The organism is Nocardioides sp. 31GB23 (genome assembly GCF_040012395.1).
Taxonomy (GTDB): Bacteria; Actinomycetota; Actinomycetes; order Propionibacteriales; family Nocardioidaceae; genus Nocardioides; species Nocardioides salarius.
The window spans coordinates 24614-39776 of record NZ_JBDYKJ010000045.1 but is presented as its reverse complement, the minus strand read 5'-3'; the positions used below and the strand labels follow the sequence as shown (position 1 = coordinate 39776).

Here is a 15163-nt window from a genome sequence, read left to right as displayed (position 1 = left end):
GCCAGCGAGGCCGAGCACGTCCACTCCGCCCTGCGCCCCGACTACGACACCGCCCTGGGCGAGCTGCTGGGCACCGGTGCACCCCTGGGCGACCGGGCACTGCGCCTGGCCGCGCAACGCATCGCGATGCGCCTCGACGACCAGGCCGCCGCCCGACGCCGCGAACGCGCCCACCACAACCGCCACGTCACCTCCCAGCGCCGCGAGGACGGCACCACCCAGATCACCGCGATCGTCTCCGACGTCCACGCAGCCGCGATCATGCAGTCCCTGCACCTGCGCGCCGCCCAGCTCAAGACCCAGCCCGACGAGGACCGCTCCCACTCCCAGATCGTGGCCGACCTGTTCGTCTCCCGCCTCACCGGCCAGATCACCGCCACCCACACCCCCATCGCGCTCAACATCGTGATCTCCGCCGAAGCACTGCTCGGCGACGGCGATGAGCCCGCCGAGGTCGTGCCCATGTACGGCGGCGCCGGCGGACCCATCCCCGCCTCCGTCGCTCGGCGCCTGGTCACCTGTGCCCCCGAGATGGGCACCCGCGTCCGCCGCCTCTTCGCCGACACCGAGCAGCTCGTGGCCATGGAGTCAACCTCGCGGACCTTCGACGGCCTGCTGCGCCAGTTCGTCACCCTGCGCGACCGGACCTGTCGCACTCCCTGGTGCAACGCCCCCATCCGCCAGCACGACCACATCACCCCCGACCACCAAGGCGGCCCCACCAGCATCCCCAACGGCCAAGGCCTGTGCACCGCCTGCAACCAGCTCAAGGAAGAACCCGGCTGGCACCACCGCGTCCTGCACCACTACGACCTCGACCCCCACGAAGTCGAGATCACCTCACCCGCCGGCCAAACCACCCGCACCCGCGCCCCCGACCCACCCGGCCTCATCCCACCCGAACCCACCTGGACCCAGGAATCACCCGGCCACTGGGTGCTCAGCGCCTGAGTCGGCGACGGGCTACGCTGCGCCGACGCTCATCTCGGGAGGCACCATGCGCAGCACCATCCTGCGCTGGGTCCAACGCCACGCCTGGCTGCTCGCGGTGGCCGGCGCCGTCGTGCTGGCCCTCGGCAGCACCACGTGGTGGGTCACCCACCCCGACGTCTTCGACGACGCCGGCGGCTTCGCCATCACGACCGTGGCCGAGAAGGTCGACCGGGCCTACTACGCCGGCATCGTCGTGCCCCCGAGCAACCAGGACCACCGCGAGCTCGAGCTGCGCTCGGCCACGCCCGTCGTCGTCAAGGACACCGCGGAGGCGGAGCTCGAGGTGTACCTGTGCGAGGTGGACCCCGCTCAGGGGGCGGTCGGGGTGGGCGCCCAGCGCCGCGAGCCCACCGACGTCTGCTCGACCTTCCAGCCGGTCACCGACGGCACCGGCCTCGTCGTCGGTGAGGGCGAGCCTCGGCAGCAGCTCGTGCTGATGGTGCGAGGCACGCAGCCCGGCGTCGTGAAGGTCAGGGGCGTGGAGATCTCCTACCGCGACGGCCTGCGCCGCGGCACCGAGGTGACCGGCGGCTACCTCACCTACCGGGCCCGGTGAGCCTCCCAGCTCCGCCGATGACGGGGGCCTAGGTGCCCTCGCGCCGCTTCGTGCGGGCCGTCGCCGGTGCGCTCCACGGGTCCTCGGGCCAGGGGTGGCGGGGGTAGCGACCCCGCATCTCGCCGCGCACCGCCGGGTAGGCCGACTCCCAGAACGACGCCAGGTCGGCGGTCACCGCCAGCGGCCGCCGTGCCGGCGAGAGCAGGTGCAGCAGCAGCGGCACCCGCCCGTCGGCCAGGCGCGGCGTGCTCGCCCAGCCGAAGACCTCCTGCAGCTTCACCGCCAGCACCGGCTGCTCGGGGTCGGTGTAGTCCACCCGCACCGACGACCCGCTCGGCACGCCGACCCGCTCCGGCGCGAGCTCGTCGAGCCGGGCCGCCTCCGGCCAGGGCAGCAGCCCCCGCAGCCCCGACAGCACGTCGAGCCGCGCCAGGTCGCGGCCCGACCGCACCCGCGACAGGTCCAACCAGCTGTCCAGCCCCTCGAGCAGCGCCTCGTCTCCCACGTCGGGCCACGGCTCCCCCAGCGCCGCGCGCAGGAACGCCAACCGAGCCCGCAGCTCGCGGGCCGACTCCTTCCACGGCAGGGCCGCCAGCCCGTCGCGGCGCAGCCCCTCGCGCACCGCCGCCCCCACCGCCTCGACCGGAGGCTCGGCCAACGGCGCCGAGGCCAGCTCGATCGCCCCCAGCCGGGTCACCCGCCGGGCGACCACCCGGCCGTCGCGCCAGGTGACCTCGTCGTCCTCGCCCCAGCGCGCGGCCGCGGCCTCGAGCGCCAGGTCCGCGTCGATCGGGGCCGCCGAGCGCACCCGGGCCTCCCGCTCCCCCGCCCGGCGGTCGACGTCGGCCACCGCCACCCATTCCAGCCCGGCCAGCGCCGACTCGCCCCGCGGCAGCACCGCGCCCGTCCCGCCCACCATCAGGTACGCCGCCCCGCCGGGGCGACGTCGCGCCACCCGGTCGGGGTGCGCCAGGGCCACCACGAGACCCACCGCCAGGTCGTCGGTCAGCTCCTCGGCCGGTCGGGCCGCCGTGTCGACGTACCCGCTCAACCGCTGCACCCCTGCCTTCCACGGCCCCGACCCGGGACCGCCCCGGCGCAGCTGGCGCAGCCCGGCGACCAGGTCGCCCCCGGGCGGGCGCACGTCCTCCGAGAGCATCGCCACCACCTCCGCAGCCCGCCGGCCCCCGACCAGCGCGGCGCCGTCGAGCAGCGCCCGGGCCAGGCGCGGGTCGACCGGCACCCCGGCGATCCCCCGGCCCCGCTCGGTCACGGCCCCCGAGCCGTCCACGGCGCCCAGGTCGGCCAGGGTCGCGCGCGCCGTGGCCAGCGCCGACGCCGGGGGCGCGTCCAGCAGCGCCAGACCGGAGCCGTCGGGGCTGCCCCACACGGCCAGCTCGAGCGCCAGCCCCGTCAGGTCAGCCACGGCGATCTCGGGCTCGGGGTGCTCGGGCAGGTGCGCGTGCTCGGCCTCCGACCAGCACGGGTGCACCCGACCGGGGCCCTCGCGCCCGGCACGCCCGGCCCGCTGCGCCGCGCCGGCCCGCGAGACCCGCACCGTCACCAGACCGGCCAGCCCGCGCCGGTGGTCGGTGCGCGGCTCGCGCGACAACCCGGCGTCGACGACCGAGCGGACCCCGGGCACCGTCAGCGACGACTCCGCCACCGCGGTCGAGACGACCACCCGGCGCCGCGGTCCCGGGCTCAGCGCCAGGTCCTGCTGCTCCCCCGGCAACCGGCCGTGCAGCGGCCGCACGTCGGCCTCGACCCCGGCCAGGCGGCGTACGACGCCGTCGACCTCGGCCACCCCGGGCACGAACACCAGCACGTCGCCCTCGCCCTCGGCCAGGGCCACCCGCGTCGTGGCCGCGACGTGGTCGAGGAAGGCCGGCGTCACGCCGCGGTCGTCCACCCGCAGCACGCCGGGCGGCAGCGGCGCCCAGCGCCGCTCGACGGGGTGCAGCGCGCCGGGCACGTCGACCACCGGCACCGGCGGCTCGCCCAGCAGCGCGGCCGTGCGCTCGGCCTCGACGGTCGCCGACATCGCCACCAGCAGCAGCTCCTCGCGCAGCACCGAGCGCACGTCGACGAGCAGCGCGAGCGTCAGGTCGGCGTCGAGCTGGCGCTCGTGCACCTCGTCGAGCACCACCGCACCCACCCCGGGCAGCTCGGGGTCGCGCTGCAGGCGGCGCAGCAGCAGCCCGGTGGTGACGACCTCGATGCGCGTCGCCGCCGACGTGCGCCGCTCGCCGCGCACCGCGTAGCCCACGGTCTGCCCGACCGGCTCGCCGAGCAGGGAGGCGAGCCGTCGGGCCGCGGCGCGGCTGGGTCACCACGACCCGGCCCTCGCACAGCAGCGCCACCGCGGGCGGCACCATCGTGGTCTTGCCGGTGCCCGGCGGTGCCTGCACCACCGCGCTGCCGCGCTCGGCCAGCGCCGCCCGCAGCGCGGCCAGCCCGCCGACGACCGGCAGGTCCGGCGGGTCGGCCAGCAGCCGCTGCAGCGCGTCGCTCAGGTCAGCGCCCCTCGACCAGCGACCCGTCGAGCACGGTGGGCCGCCCGCGCAGCAGCGTGTGCCGCACCGAGGCCCCGAACGTGCGCCCGTGCCACGGGTTGTTGCGCGAGAGCGAGACCGAGGCGTCGCGGTCGACGGTCACGTCGGCGGAGGGGTCGACCAGCACGATGTTGGCCGGCGCTCCCACCTCGAGCCCGCGGCCCTGGCCCTCGAGCCCGGCGATGGCCGCCGGCGTCGTCGACATCACCCGGGCCACGTCGGCCCAGGTCATCAAGCCGGTCTCGACCATCACCGAGGCCACCACCGGCAGCGCGGTCTCGAGCCCGAGCATGCCGAAGGCGGCGTCGACGAAGGCGTGCTCCTTGTCGTGGCGCGCGTGCGGCGCGTGGTCGGTGGCCACCGCGTCGATGGTGCCGTCGGCGAGCGCGGCGCGCAGCGCCTCGACGTCCTCGGCCGGTCGCAGCGGCGGGTTGACCTTGTAGGTCGGGTCGTAGTCGCCGAGCAGGTCGGTGGTCAGCAGCAGGTGGTGCGGGGTCACCTCGGCGGTCACCGCGATGCCCTGCGACCGCGCCCAGCGCAGCACCTCGACGGTGCCGGCGGTCGAGGCGTGCGCGACGTGCACCCGCGAGCCGGTGTGGCGCGCGAGCATCACGTCGCGGGCCACGATGACCTCCTCGGCGACGCCCGGCCAGCCGGGCAGGCCCAGGCGGCCCGACAGCTCGCCCTCGTGGCAGCACGACTGCGGCCCGGCGAGGTCGGGGTCCTGCGCGTGCTGGCTGACGACACCGCCGAACGCCTTGACGTACTCGAGCGCGCGCCGCATGACGCGCGGGTTCGCCACGCAGCGGCCGTCGTCGGAGAAGACCCGCACCCGGGCCCGCGAGCGGGCCATCAGGCCCAGCTCGGCGAGCTCCTCGCCCGCCAGCCCCTTGGTGACCGCACCCACCGGGTGCACGTCGACCAGCCCGGCGGCGCGACCCAGGTCGTGCACGCGCTCGGCGGCCTCGGCGGTGTCGGTGACCGGCGAGGTGTTGGCCATCGCCAGCACGGCGGTGAAGCCGCCCGTCGCGGCGGCCCGGGAGCCGGTGAGCACCGTCTCGGCGTCCTCGCGGCCGGGCTCGCGCAGGTGGGTGTGCAGGTCGACGAGGCCCGGCAGCGCCACCAGCCCGTCGGCGTCGACGACGCGCGCGCCCTCGGCCGAGGGCGAGCCGATCTCGGCGACCACCCCGCCGACGACGAGCACGTCGGCGCTCTGCTCGCCGAGCAGCGAGGCGCCCCGCAGCAGGATCGTGTTCTGCTCGGTCATCAGGAGGCTCCTTCGCCGGCCAGCAGGTGGTAGAGGATCGACATCCGCACCGCGAGGCCCGACGAGACCTGGTCGAGCACCAGCGACTGCGCGGCGTCGGCGGCGTCGGCGGCGATCTCGAGGCCGCGGTTCATCGGGCCGGGGTGGCAGATCGGCACGTCGGGCCCGAGCACCGCGAGCCGGTCGCGGGTCAGTCCGTAGCCCACGGTGTACTCCCGCGCGCTGGGGAAGAAGCCGCCGCTCATCCGCTCGCGCTGGACGCGCAGCATCATCACCGCGTCGGCCTTGGGCAGCGCCTCGTCGAGGTCGTACGACGTCGCGAAGCCGGCCTCGCGCGACCAGGCGTCGACACCGCTGGGCATCAGCGTGGGCGGGGCGACGACCGTGACCTCGGCCCCCAGCCGGGTCAGGCACTTGACGTTGGAGCGGAAGACCCGGCTGTGGGTCAGGTCGCCGACCAGCAGCACCCGCCTGCCCTCGAGCGTGCCCAGCCTGCGCTGCAGCGTGTAGGCGTCGAGCAGCGCTTGCGAGGGGTGCTCGTGGGTGCCGTCGCCGGCGTTGATCACGCTGGCGTCGACCCACTGCGCGACCTGCTGGGCCGCCCCGCTGGCGGAGTGGCGCATCACCAGGGCGTCGACGCCCATCGCGGTGATGGTCAGCACGGTGTCGCGCAGGCTCTCGCCCTTGGAGGCCGAGCTGCCCTTGCCGGTGATGTTGATGGTGTCGGCCGAGAGCCACTTGCCGGCGATCTCGAAGCTCGACCGGGTGCGTGTGGAGTCCTCGAAGAACAGGTTGATCACCGTGCGCCCGCGCAGCGCGGGCAGCTTCTTGACCTCGCGCCGCTGCACGTCGTGCATCTCGGCGGCGGTGGCGAAGATGGTGGCGATGTCGTCGACGCTCAGGTCGTCGACGGAGAGCAGGTGCTTCCTCACGCGCCGCCCACCTCGTCGTGCTCGGCGCCGGTGCCGGCGATGCGCACCTCGTCGTGGCCGTCGTACTCGTCGAGGCGCACCATCACCCGCTCCGTGCGGGCGCTGGGCAGGTTCTTGCCGACGTGGTCGGCACGGATCGGCAGCTCGCGGTGGCCGCGGTCGACCAGCACGGCCAGGCGCACCACGTCGGGGCGGCCCAGGTCGCGCATGGCGTCGAGCGCGGCGCGCACGGTGCGGCCGCTGTAGAGCACGTCGTCGACCAGCACGACGGTGCGCCCGTCGATGCCGCCGGGCGGCACCTCGGTGTGCTGGGGGCCGCGGGCCGGCTGCTGGCGCAGGTCGTCGCGGTAGAGGGTGATGTCGAGGGAGCCCACCGGCACCTGGACGCCCTCGGTGGCCGCGATCCGCTCGGCGATGCGCCGGGCCAGGCCCACGCCGCGGGTCGGGATGCCCAGCAGCACCAGGTCCTCGGAGCCCTTGTTGCGCTCCAGGATCTCGTGGGAGATGCGGGTCAGCGCCCGGGCGATGTCACGGGCATCGAGGACCACGCGGCCCTCGTCGGTGGTCTCGGGAGGCGCACTCACGTGGCCGGACCTCCTTCTCCGCCTCACGGGACGGCTCGTTAAAGGATGTCGATCGGGAGCACCCTAGCAGTGGGCCGCCGGCAGCCGGAGCGTGAAGACGGTGCCGACGCCCAGCTCCGAGCGCACCGTGACGCTGCCGCCGTGGCGCTCGGCGATGTGCGCGACGGTGACCAGCCCCAGCCCGGTGCCGGGCTCGCGCAGCGCGTCCGGGTTGCTGCTGCGGTAGAAGGCGCGGAAGAGGCGCTGCTGGTCGTCGTCGCTGATGCCGAGACCGTCGTCGCCGACCTCGAGCACGACGCGGTCGCCGTCGCGGCGGGCGCTGACGCGCACGGTGCCGCCGCGCCCGGTGTACTTCACGGCGTTGCTGACCAGGTTGCCCAGGGCCCGGTCGACCTCGTCGTGGTCGCCGGCGACGACCAGGTCGTCGCCCCCGACGTCGACGAGCAGCCGCAGGCCCTCGGCCAGGGCGGTGGGGGCGATGAGGGCCTCGAGGTCGGCGACCACGACCGCCACGTCGACGTCACGGGCCACCAGCGGGTGGGTGGGGTCGCTGACCCGGGCCAGCAGCAGCATGTCGTCGACGATCTGCTGCATCCGCTCGGTGCCCCGGGCCAGGGCGGTGTGGTGGCGCTGCGCCTCGGGCGAGGTGCCGAGGTCCTCGAGCATCTCCAGGTTGCCGGCCACCACCGTCAGCGGGGTGCGCAGCTCGTGGGTCAGGGTCGCGACCAGGCGGGCCCGTTCCTCGGCCAGCTCCTGCAGCTCGTGCACGACCCGGCGCTCCCGCTCGAGGGCGCGCGCCGTCGCCAGGGCGGCCCCCAGGTCGTGGCCCAGCTCGAGCGCCGCGGCCGTCTCGGCCCGCGACCAGGGCGGGTCCTGCGGGCGCCGCGTGAGCACCAGGAACCCCAGCGACTGCGGTCCGGCGCCGAGCGGGACGCCCAGCAGGCGGGCCGGGCCCAGCCAGGCGAGGCCCTCCTGCACGGCCTCCACCAGGTCGGGCTCCAGGCCCGCGGGCAGGTCGCCGTCGCGGCCGGGGTCGACGACCATCGCCTCCTGGCGGGCCCACAGCGACGGCGCGAGCCGCCGGGCCACCTCGCAGACCACGTCCGGCAGCTCCACCGGGGTGCCGTCGCGCAGTCGCGCCGGCCCGCCGGCGCTGCCGTCGCCGTCGGCGACCTGCACCCACGACGAGGAGGCGGCGAACCCCTCCGCCAGCGGCCGGTGGGTGCTCTCGACGACGTCCTCGAGGGTGCCGTCGGTGCCGAGGGCCGCGCTGCGCACCAGCCCCCGAGCCCGTTCCGCATGCTCGACGCGCGCCAGCAGCGACTCGCGCTCCAGGGTCGTCACGACCGCCCGCGCCGCCTGGGCGGCGTAGCGCTCCAGCAGCCGCAGCTGGTCGGGGCCCGGCCGCCGTCCCGAGACCGGCTGGTCGACCGACAGGACGCCCACGGGGGCGCCGTCGTCGTCGCGCAGGACCGCGATCAGGCCGTCGTAGGGGTGCCAGGCGTCGGGCCCCTCCCCCGCCTCCTCCAGCGTCACGACCCAGTGGCCGGCCAGGTCGTCGTGCTGCTCGCCGTCGATGAAGTGCAGCCGCCCGCGGGGCTCGGCGACCGCCAGGATCTCGTCGAGCACCGCGACCGGGTCGCTGGCCCAGGCGTCCTCGTCGCGCTCCTGCGGGCCGGTGTAGGCGGTGGTCACCAGCTCCTCGCCGATCACCACCGAGAGCGCCGCGACCCGGAAGCCGACGAGCTCGGCGACGGACTCGACCATCAGCTGCAGCACGTCACGTGCCGACGAGTCCGACCAACCGGTCCGGTCGCGTTCGTGCAGCACGAGCGGAGCCTAGCCGGGTCCGGGCTCCTCTACCCTTGCTTCATGTCCACTGCCCCGCTGCCCGACGACGTCGTCGACCTGCTGCGCCGCCCGAACCCGTGCGTGGTGGCGACCCTGCGCAAGGACGGGACCCCGGTCACCGTCCCCACCTGGTACCTCCTCGAGACCGACGGGCCGCACGCCGGCACCGTGCTGGTCAACATGGACGACACCCGGGTGCGGCTGGGCCACCTGCGCCGCGACCCGCGCATCAGCATCTCGGTGCTCGACTCCGAGAGCTGGTACACCCACGTGTCGATGATCGGCGAGGTCGTCGACATGCGGCCCGACGAGGGCCTGGTCGACATCGACCGGCTCTCGCAGCACTACGGCGGACGCGACTACCCCGACCGTGAGTCGCCGCGCACCAGCGCCTGGGTGCGCATCGACCGCTGGCACGGCTGGGGCGCCGCGAAGCAGGACTGAAACCCGGGCTCAGCCCCCGGTGACCTCGGCGCTGTCGGTGACGTCGACGAGCACCTTGCCGACCGCGCCGGACTCGACGGCGTCGTGCGCGGCGGCGGTCTCCTCGAGCGGGTAGTGGTGCAGCGGCACCCCGACGTCGTCGCCGACCCGGAGCGCGCCCGCGGCCACGGCGGCGGTGACGTCCTCGGCGGCCGCGGCGAGCAGGTCCTCGCCCAGGGTGTAGAGCAGCAGCCCCTGCAGGCGCAGGTTCTTGGCGAAGGCGGCGCGCACCGGCAGCGCCGCCTCGGCGCCCCCGTTGTCGGCGTAGTAGGCCAGCGTGCCGCGGTTGCGCAGCACCTCGACGTCGAGGTCGAGGTTCTGGGCCAGCGCGACCTCGACCACGAGGTCGACGCCCTGCGGCACGATCTCCTGGATGCGGGCCGCGGCGTCCTCGGCGCGGTAGTTCACGACGTGGTGGGCGCCCGCGGCGCGCGCGAGGTCGGCCTTCTCGTCGCTGCTGATGGTGGTCACCACCGTGGCGCCCGACCAGACCGCCAGCTGGATCGCGGCGTTGCCGACCGCGCCGGCGCCGCCCGCGACCAGGACCGTGCGGCCCTCGAGGGCACCGGGGCCCAGCCGCGTGGCGTCCTCGCCGGCGGTGAGGGCGCGGTGGGCGGTCACCGCGGGCACGCCCAGCGAGGCACCCAGGTCGTACGACGCCGCGTCGGGCAGCGGGACCACGCAGGCCGTGGGCAGCACCGTGTGCTCCGCGGCCGTGCCGCCGGGGCGGGCCCACTGCGCCAGGATCGTCCAGACCCGGTCGCCGACCGTGAGCCCCTCGACTCCCTCGCCGACAGCGTCGACGACACCGGCGGCGTCCTGGCCCGGCACGACCTCGTCCCACGGGCCGTTCATCGCGTTGGCGCGGAACTTCCAGTCCGTGGGGTTCACCCCGGCGCGCACCACGCGCACCCGGACCTCGCCGGGCCCGGGCTCGGGCAGGGGGCGCTCCACGACGGAGAGCACGGAGGAGGGACCGGTCTGGCTGTAGACGACTGCTCGCATGACTGCTCCAGCGCCGGGGGCGGCCCTGTTGTTCCCGCTCAGAGCGCCTGTGCCATCCCCGCGCACGCCTCGAGCCAGGAGCGGCGGGTGGCGCGGGACAGCTCGGCGTAGGGGACCACGGAGCCGGCCACCAGCGCCGGGTCGTAGGGCACCCGGTAGACCGCGCGGGTGCGCTGCTCGTAGACGTCGACCAGGTCGCGGGCCAGCTTGTCGTCGACCTTCGGCGAGGGGTCGGAGAGCACGGTGACGCACTTGTGCTTGAGGTCGGTGTGCCCCGCGTCCTGCAGCGCGTCGAGCATCCACAGCCCGGAGTACCCGGTGTCCTCGCGCACCGTGCTGGTCACCACGAGCAGGTCGGCCTGCTCGGCGCTGGCCAGCCAGTTCTCGGCGCGCATGTTGTTGCCGGTGTCGACGAGGATGATCCGGTAGAAGCGCTCGAGCAGCGAGTGCACCGCGGCGAAGTCGTCGGCGTGGATCATCCCGGTGACGTCGGGACGCTCGTCGGAGGCCAGCACGTCGAAGTGGGCGTCGCCCTGGGAGCGCACGAAGGCACCCAGGTCGCCGATGCGCGACTGGTAGACGTCGCTGAAGCGACCGAGGTCCTCGAGCAGCTCGCGAGTGGTGTTGCGGTGGGTGCTGCGGGTGCCGCGGATGCCCAGGGTCCCGCGGGTCTCGTTGTTGTCCCAGGCCACCACCCCGCCACCGCGCACGGTGCCGAAGGTGTAGCCGGCCGCGAGCACACCGGTGGTCTTGGCCGCGCCGCCCTTGGGGTTGATGAAGGCGATGGTGCGCGGGCCGTCGAAGTCGCGCTGGATCGCCGAGCGCTGCTGCTCGTGGGCCTGCTCGGCCGGGCCCATGGGCAGGCGCACGAGACCGGCGCCCATCCGGTTCAGCACCCCGCGCCAGCCCCACGTGGCCGGGCCCTGCCCGGTCTCCTCGGCGCGGCGGTCGAGGAAGTCGGTGGCGGTCATGAACCGGCGCGGCTCCTCCGCGCGCACGGGCACCGGCGGCGCCGCGGGCACCTCCCGGGTCTCGTCGGCGACCGGGGCCTCGACCGGCGCCGCCGCCGGCTCGTCGGGGGTCCAGCGGGGCGGCGGGCCCAGCGGGTCGGTGAGGGGGTCGCCCACCCCGGCCGCGAACCGGTCGAGCTCGTCTCGGGTGTAGAGCCGGTCGCTGGTGTCCGAGCGGCCCTGGAACTGGCCCTGGGTCATGGGTCCTCCTCAGGCATGGGGGTGCTGAGGGGTTCCTTCCCCGATCCCGCCCCGGTCACACCAGCGCGTCACACCAGCCGCTAGAGCCCGGTCTCCTTCAGCGCCACCTCGATGGTGCGGTGGAAGGTCGGGTAGGCGAAGTGCATGGTGCGCAGCACCGAGACCGGCACCTGTGCGTGCACCGCGGTGCTCAGCAGGCCCAGCACCTCGCCGCCGTACGGCGCCATCGTGGTCGCGCCGACCACCACGCCGGAGCGCCGGTCGGCGACCACCTTGACCAGCCCCCGCGCCTGGTGGATCCACCCGCGGGGGGCGCTGCCGATGTCGGCGGTGCCGACGGCGACGTCGATGCCCTGCTCGCGCGCCTGCGCCTCGGTCAGCCCGACCGCCCCGACCTCGGGGTCGGTGAAGGTCACCCGGCTCACCGCCCGGTAGTCGGCCCACGGCCCGTCGGTGTCGCCGAGCACGTCGCGCACGGCGAGCTCGCCCTGGTAGAGCGAGACGTGGGTCCACGGGCCACGGCCGGTGATGTCGCCGACGGCCCAGAGCCGCTCCCCCGCCCGCATCCGCTCGTCGACCTCGACGTGGTCGGCGCCGGGGTCCAGCCCCACCGTCTCGAGCCCGATGTCGTGGAGGTTCTCCGAGCGTCCGGTGGCGACCAGGAGGCGCTCGACGACGACCTCGTCGCCGTCGACGTCGAGGTGGAACCGCTCGCCGTCGTGGGTGACCCGGGCCAGGTCGGCACCCAGGCGGACGTCGACGCCCTCGTCGCGCAGCACCTCGGCCAGCAGCTCGCCGGCCTCGGGCTCCTCGGCGCCCAGCAGGCGCGGGGCGGCCTCGACGATCGTGACCTGGGTGCCGAAGCGGCGCAGGGCCTGGGCCAGCTCGACCCCGATGGGCCCGCCCCCGACCAGGGCCAGCGAGCGCGGCGCCTCGGAGATCTCGAGCACGTCGCGGTTGGTCCAGTACGGCGTCGCGGCCAGGCCGTCGACCGGCGGCACGGCCGGCTCGGTGCCGGTGTTGAGGACGACCCCGCGGGTCGCGACCAGGCGGGTCAGCCCGCCGGGGGTGTCGACCTCGACGACCCCGGGCCCGGCCAGGCGGCCGTGCCCGCGCACCAGCCGCACGCCGGCCTCCTCGAGGGAGTCGGCGTGGGCGTCGTCGTGCCAGTCGTGGGTCGACTCGCGCACCCGCTGGGCGGCCGGGCCCAGGGACGCCCGCACGTCGACCGTGCCCCCGAGCTCGCCGGCGCGGCGGGCCTCGGCGAGGGTGTCGGCGGCGCGGACGATCAGCTTGGAGGGCGTGCACCCGTGGAAGGGGCACTCGCCGCCCACGAGGCCCGACTCGACCGCGGCGACCCGCAGACCCGCCGCGCCCAGCTTGCGGGCCACGTGCTCGCCGCCGGAGCCGACGCCCAGCACGACGACGTCGACGACCCGGTGCGTCGTGCTCACCGCGACAGGTGCCGGGCGCGGGCGAAGCAGAAGAGCCCGTAGGCGCCGATGCCCAGGGCCAGCGCGCCCAGCAGGAACGGCCCGAACGGCTGCTGCAGCACCTTCTGCAGGGCGACGTCGAGGCCGCCGGACTTGTCGGCCGAGTGCGTCACCGCGGCGTAGAGGAACAGGGCGCCGACGATGCCCACGGCGATGCCCTTGGCGGTGTAGCCGGCCTTGCCGAAGGCGACGTACGCCGTGCCGGAGTCGCCGCTCTTGCCCTCGGCGGTGAGGTTCTTGCGGAAGCCCTCGCTCCACGCGTGGTAGATCTGGAAGATCCCGTAGCCGATGATGCCGGCGCCGACCAGGAAGACCAGCACCTGACCGCCGGGCAGGTCCATCAGGGTCCGGGTGGTGGAGTCGGTGCCTCCGCCGCCCTTGCCGCCACCCTTGCCGCCGCCGCCGCTGCCCGAGCTGGTGGCGACACGGATCGCGCTGATCGCGATCGCGAGGTAGATCAGCGCCTTGCCGGCGCTGAAGACCCGCTTGCCGGTGCGCTTGGCGCCGTCCTCGCTGTCGTGGCCGAAGGCGGCCTCGAGCGCGCGCCACCCGACGAGCAGCAGCATGCCGACGGCCACGAGCCAGACGAGCGCCTTGCCGAACGGCTGCTGGGCCAGCTGGCTCATCGCGCCCGTGCTGGTGGTGCTGCCCTCGCGGTCGCCGAAGGCCAGCTGCAGCGCCAACCAGGCGATCAGGAGGTTCACCACGCCGTAGGCGACCATCCCGGCGCGGGCGGCGTGGTCGACCCACCGGTGGTCCTCGGCGGCCTTGCCGAAGTCTGTCGCGGAGCTCATCAGGAAGCCTCTTCCAGGTCGCCGAGGGCGGTCTCGATGGTGCGGTGGAACGTGGGGTAGGCGTAGATCATCGAGCGCAGGGTGGCGACCGGGACCTCGGCGTGCACGGCGACGGCCAGGAAGCCGATCACCTCGCCGCCCGAGGGGCCCATCGCGGTGGCGCCGACGAGCACGCCGCGGTCGGCGTCCTCGACCACCTTGACCAGGCCGCGCCCGCCGGGGCCGTGCAGCCAGCCGCGGGAGGAGGACTCCATCGGCGCGGTGCCGACCCGCACGCGCAGCCCGGCGTCGCGGGCCTGCTGCTCGGTCATCCCGACGCCGGCGACCTCGGGATCGGTGAAGGTGGCGTGCGGCACCGCGTGGTACTGCGCCGGCGCGCCCTCCTGCCCGGTGATGTCGCGCAGCGCGATCGCGGACTGGTACATCGCCACGTGGGTGAAGGCGCCCTTGCCGGTCACGTCGCCGATGACCCACAGGCGGTCTCCCGCCCGCATCCGCTCGTCGACCTCGACGGTGCGCGCCGCGGGGTCCAGGCCGACCGTCTCCAGACCGATGTCGTCGAGGTTGGGGGTGCGCCCGGCGGCCAGCAGCAGCCGGTCGGCGTGCAGGCTGTCACCGGAGCCGAGCGCGACCTCGAAGCCGCCGTCGGCGTGGCCGACCGAGGTGATCTCGACGCCGGTCATCACCCGCATGCCCTCGCCGACGAAGACCTCCTCGAGCACCTGCGAGGCCTCGGGCTCGTCGGGGCCCAGGATGCGCGGGCCGGCCTCGAGCAGGGTGACCCGCACGCCGAAGCGCTGGAAGACCTGCGCCATCTCGGCGCCGATGGGGCCGCCGCCGATGACGACCAGCGACCCGGGCAGCGAGGTGACCTGCACCGCGTCGCGGTTGGTCCAGTACGGCGTGCCGGCGAGCCCCTCGATCGGCAGCTCGGCCGGGCGGGTGCCGGGGTTGAGCACCACGCCGCGCGCGGCCTCGTAGGCCCGGGTCGAGCCGTCGGGCAGCTCGACGACCACCCGGCCCGGGCCGTCGAGACGCCCGACGCCGTGGTGGAAGGCGACCCCGGCGGCCTCGAGCCGCTCGACGGCGACCTGGTCGTCCCAGCCGCTGGTGGCCTCGGCGGAGATCCGCTCGGCCAGCGGGGCCCACGAGGGGACCACCTGCACCTCGCCGGCGAGCTCGGAGACGCGCCGGGCCTCGGCCAGGCTGTCGGCCGCGCGCAGCATCATCTTCGACGGCACGCAGCCGTAGTAGGGGCACTCGCCGCCGACCAGGTGCTTGTCGACCGCGACGACGCGCAGGCCCGCCTCGGCGGCGCCGGTGGCCAGGGGCTCGGCCCCGGGGCCGAGCCCGACGACCACGAGGTCGACCTGGGTGCTGTCGGGTGTCGGTTCGCTCATCCGGACAGCATGCCCGCTCCCGACGACACCCAGGTCACC

General features: G+C 75.3%; 13 protein-coding genes. 3 read left to right on the top strand and 10 right to left on the bottom strand.

The features are described 5' to 3' along the window. Positions 1 to 951: HNH endonuclease signature motif containing protein (locus tag ABKW28_RS14900; RefSeq protein WP_348611032.1), on the top strand; the 951-nt coding region annotated here is incomplete at its 5' end. Positions 952 to 997: 46 nt separating this feature from the next. Then, positions 998 to 1549 (top strand): hypothetical protein, encoded by a 552-nt coding sequence (locus tag ABKW28_RS14895; protein ID WP_348611029.1) that lies wholly within the window; start codon positions 998 to 1000, stop codon positions 1547 to 1549. A 28-nt stretch (positions 1550 to 1577) separates the two neighbouring features. Here ABKW28_RS14895 and hrpB read toward each other — a convergent pair whose 3' ends face one another. The 5 genes from hrpB to ABKW28_RS14870 form a co-directional block, all read right to left on the bottom strand. Then, complete coding sequence (gene hrpB / locus ABKW28_RS14890; protein ID WP_348611026.1) at positions 1578 to 3818, bottom strand: ATP-dependent helicase HrpB; 2241 nt, start codon at positions 3816 to 3818, stop codon at positions 1578 to 1580. Between the two features lie 248 nt (positions 3819 to 4066). Further along, complete coding sequence (locus ABKW28_RS14885; protein WP_348611023.1) at positions 4067 to 5371, bottom strand: dihydroorotase; 1305 nt, start codon at positions 5369 to 5371, stop codon at positions 4067 to 4069. Beyond that, positions 5371 to 6303: an aspartate carbamoyltransferase catalytic subunit gene (locus ABKW28_RS14880; RefSeq protein WP_193669381.1), complete on the bottom strand. Its 933-nt coding sequence runs from the start codon at positions 6301 to 6303 to the stop codon at positions 5371 to 5373. The genes ABKW28_RS14885 and ABKW28_RS14880 overlap by 1 nt, the downstream gene beginning before the upstream one ends. Beyond that, positions 6300 to 6887 (bottom strand): bifunctional pyr operon transcriptional regulator/uracil phosphoribosyltransferase PyrR, encoded by a 588-nt coding sequence (pyrR, locus tag ABKW28_RS14875; protein ID WP_193669380.1) that lies wholly within the window; start codon positions 6885 to 6887, stop codon positions 6300 to 6302. The genes ABKW28_RS14880 and pyrR overlap by 4 nt, the downstream gene beginning before the upstream one ends. Before the next feature lie 63 nt (positions 6888 to 6950). Continuing rightward, on the bottom strand, positions 6951 to 8717 hold the full coding sequence (locus ABKW28_RS14870; RefSeq protein WP_348611020.1) for a HAMP domain-containing sensor histidine kinase: 1767 nt from the start codon (positions 8715 to 8717) through the stop codon (positions 6951 to 6953). A gap of 42 nt (positions 8718 to 8759) precedes the next feature. Here ABKW28_RS14870 and ABKW28_RS14865 point away from each other — a divergent pair, with 42 nt between their 5' ends. Beyond that, on the top strand, positions 8760 to 9182 hold the full coding sequence (locus ABKW28_RS14865) for a PPOX class F420-dependent oxidoreductase (protein ID WP_193669378.1): 423 nt from the start codon (positions 8760 to 8762) through the stop codon (positions 9180 to 9182). Positions 9183 to 9191: 9 nt separating this feature from the next. Here the strand turns inward: ABKW28_RS14865 and ABKW28_RS14860 are convergent, their stop codons facing one another. The 5 genes from ABKW28_RS14860 to ABKW28_RS14840 all read right to left on the bottom strand — a co-directional run bounded on the left by ABKW28_RS14860 (position 9192) and on the right by ABKW28_RS14840 (position 15124). Next, positions 9192 to 10226, bottom strand: a complete 1035-nt coding sequence (locus ABKW28_RS14860) for an NADPH:quinone reductase (RefSeq protein ID WP_348611018.1) — start codon at positions 10224 to 10226, stop codon at positions 9192 to 9194. 38 nt (positions 10227 to 10264) lie between these two features. Next, a complete protein-coding gene (locus ABKW28_RS14855; protein WP_348611015.1) occupies positions 10265 to 11437 on the bottom strand; it encodes a hypothetical protein in 1173 nt (390 codons plus the stop codon). Positions 11438 to 11517: 80 nt separating this feature from the next. Then, positions 11518 to 12891: an FAD-dependent oxidoreductase gene (locus ABKW28_RS14850; RefSeq protein ID WP_193669373.1), complete on the bottom strand. Its 1374-nt coding sequence runs from the start codon at positions 12889 to 12891 to the stop codon at positions 11518 to 11520. Further along, complete coding sequence (locus tag ABKW28_RS14845; RefSeq protein WP_348611012.1) at positions 12888 to 13724, bottom strand: DUF1206 domain-containing protein; 837 nt, start codon at positions 13722 to 13724, stop codon at positions 12888 to 12890. Before ABKW28_RS14845 ends, ABKW28_RS14850 begins: the two co-directional genes overlap by 4 nt. Further along, positions 13724 to 15124: an NAD(P)/FAD-dependent oxidoreductase gene (locus tag ABKW28_RS14840; protein ID WP_193669371.1), complete on the bottom strand. Its 1401-nt coding sequence runs from the start codon at positions 15122 to 15124 to the stop codon at positions 13724 to 13726. The genes ABKW28_RS14845 and ABKW28_RS14840 overlap by 1 nt, the downstream gene beginning before the upstream one ends. Positions 15125 to 15163: the final 39 nt, after the last annotated feature.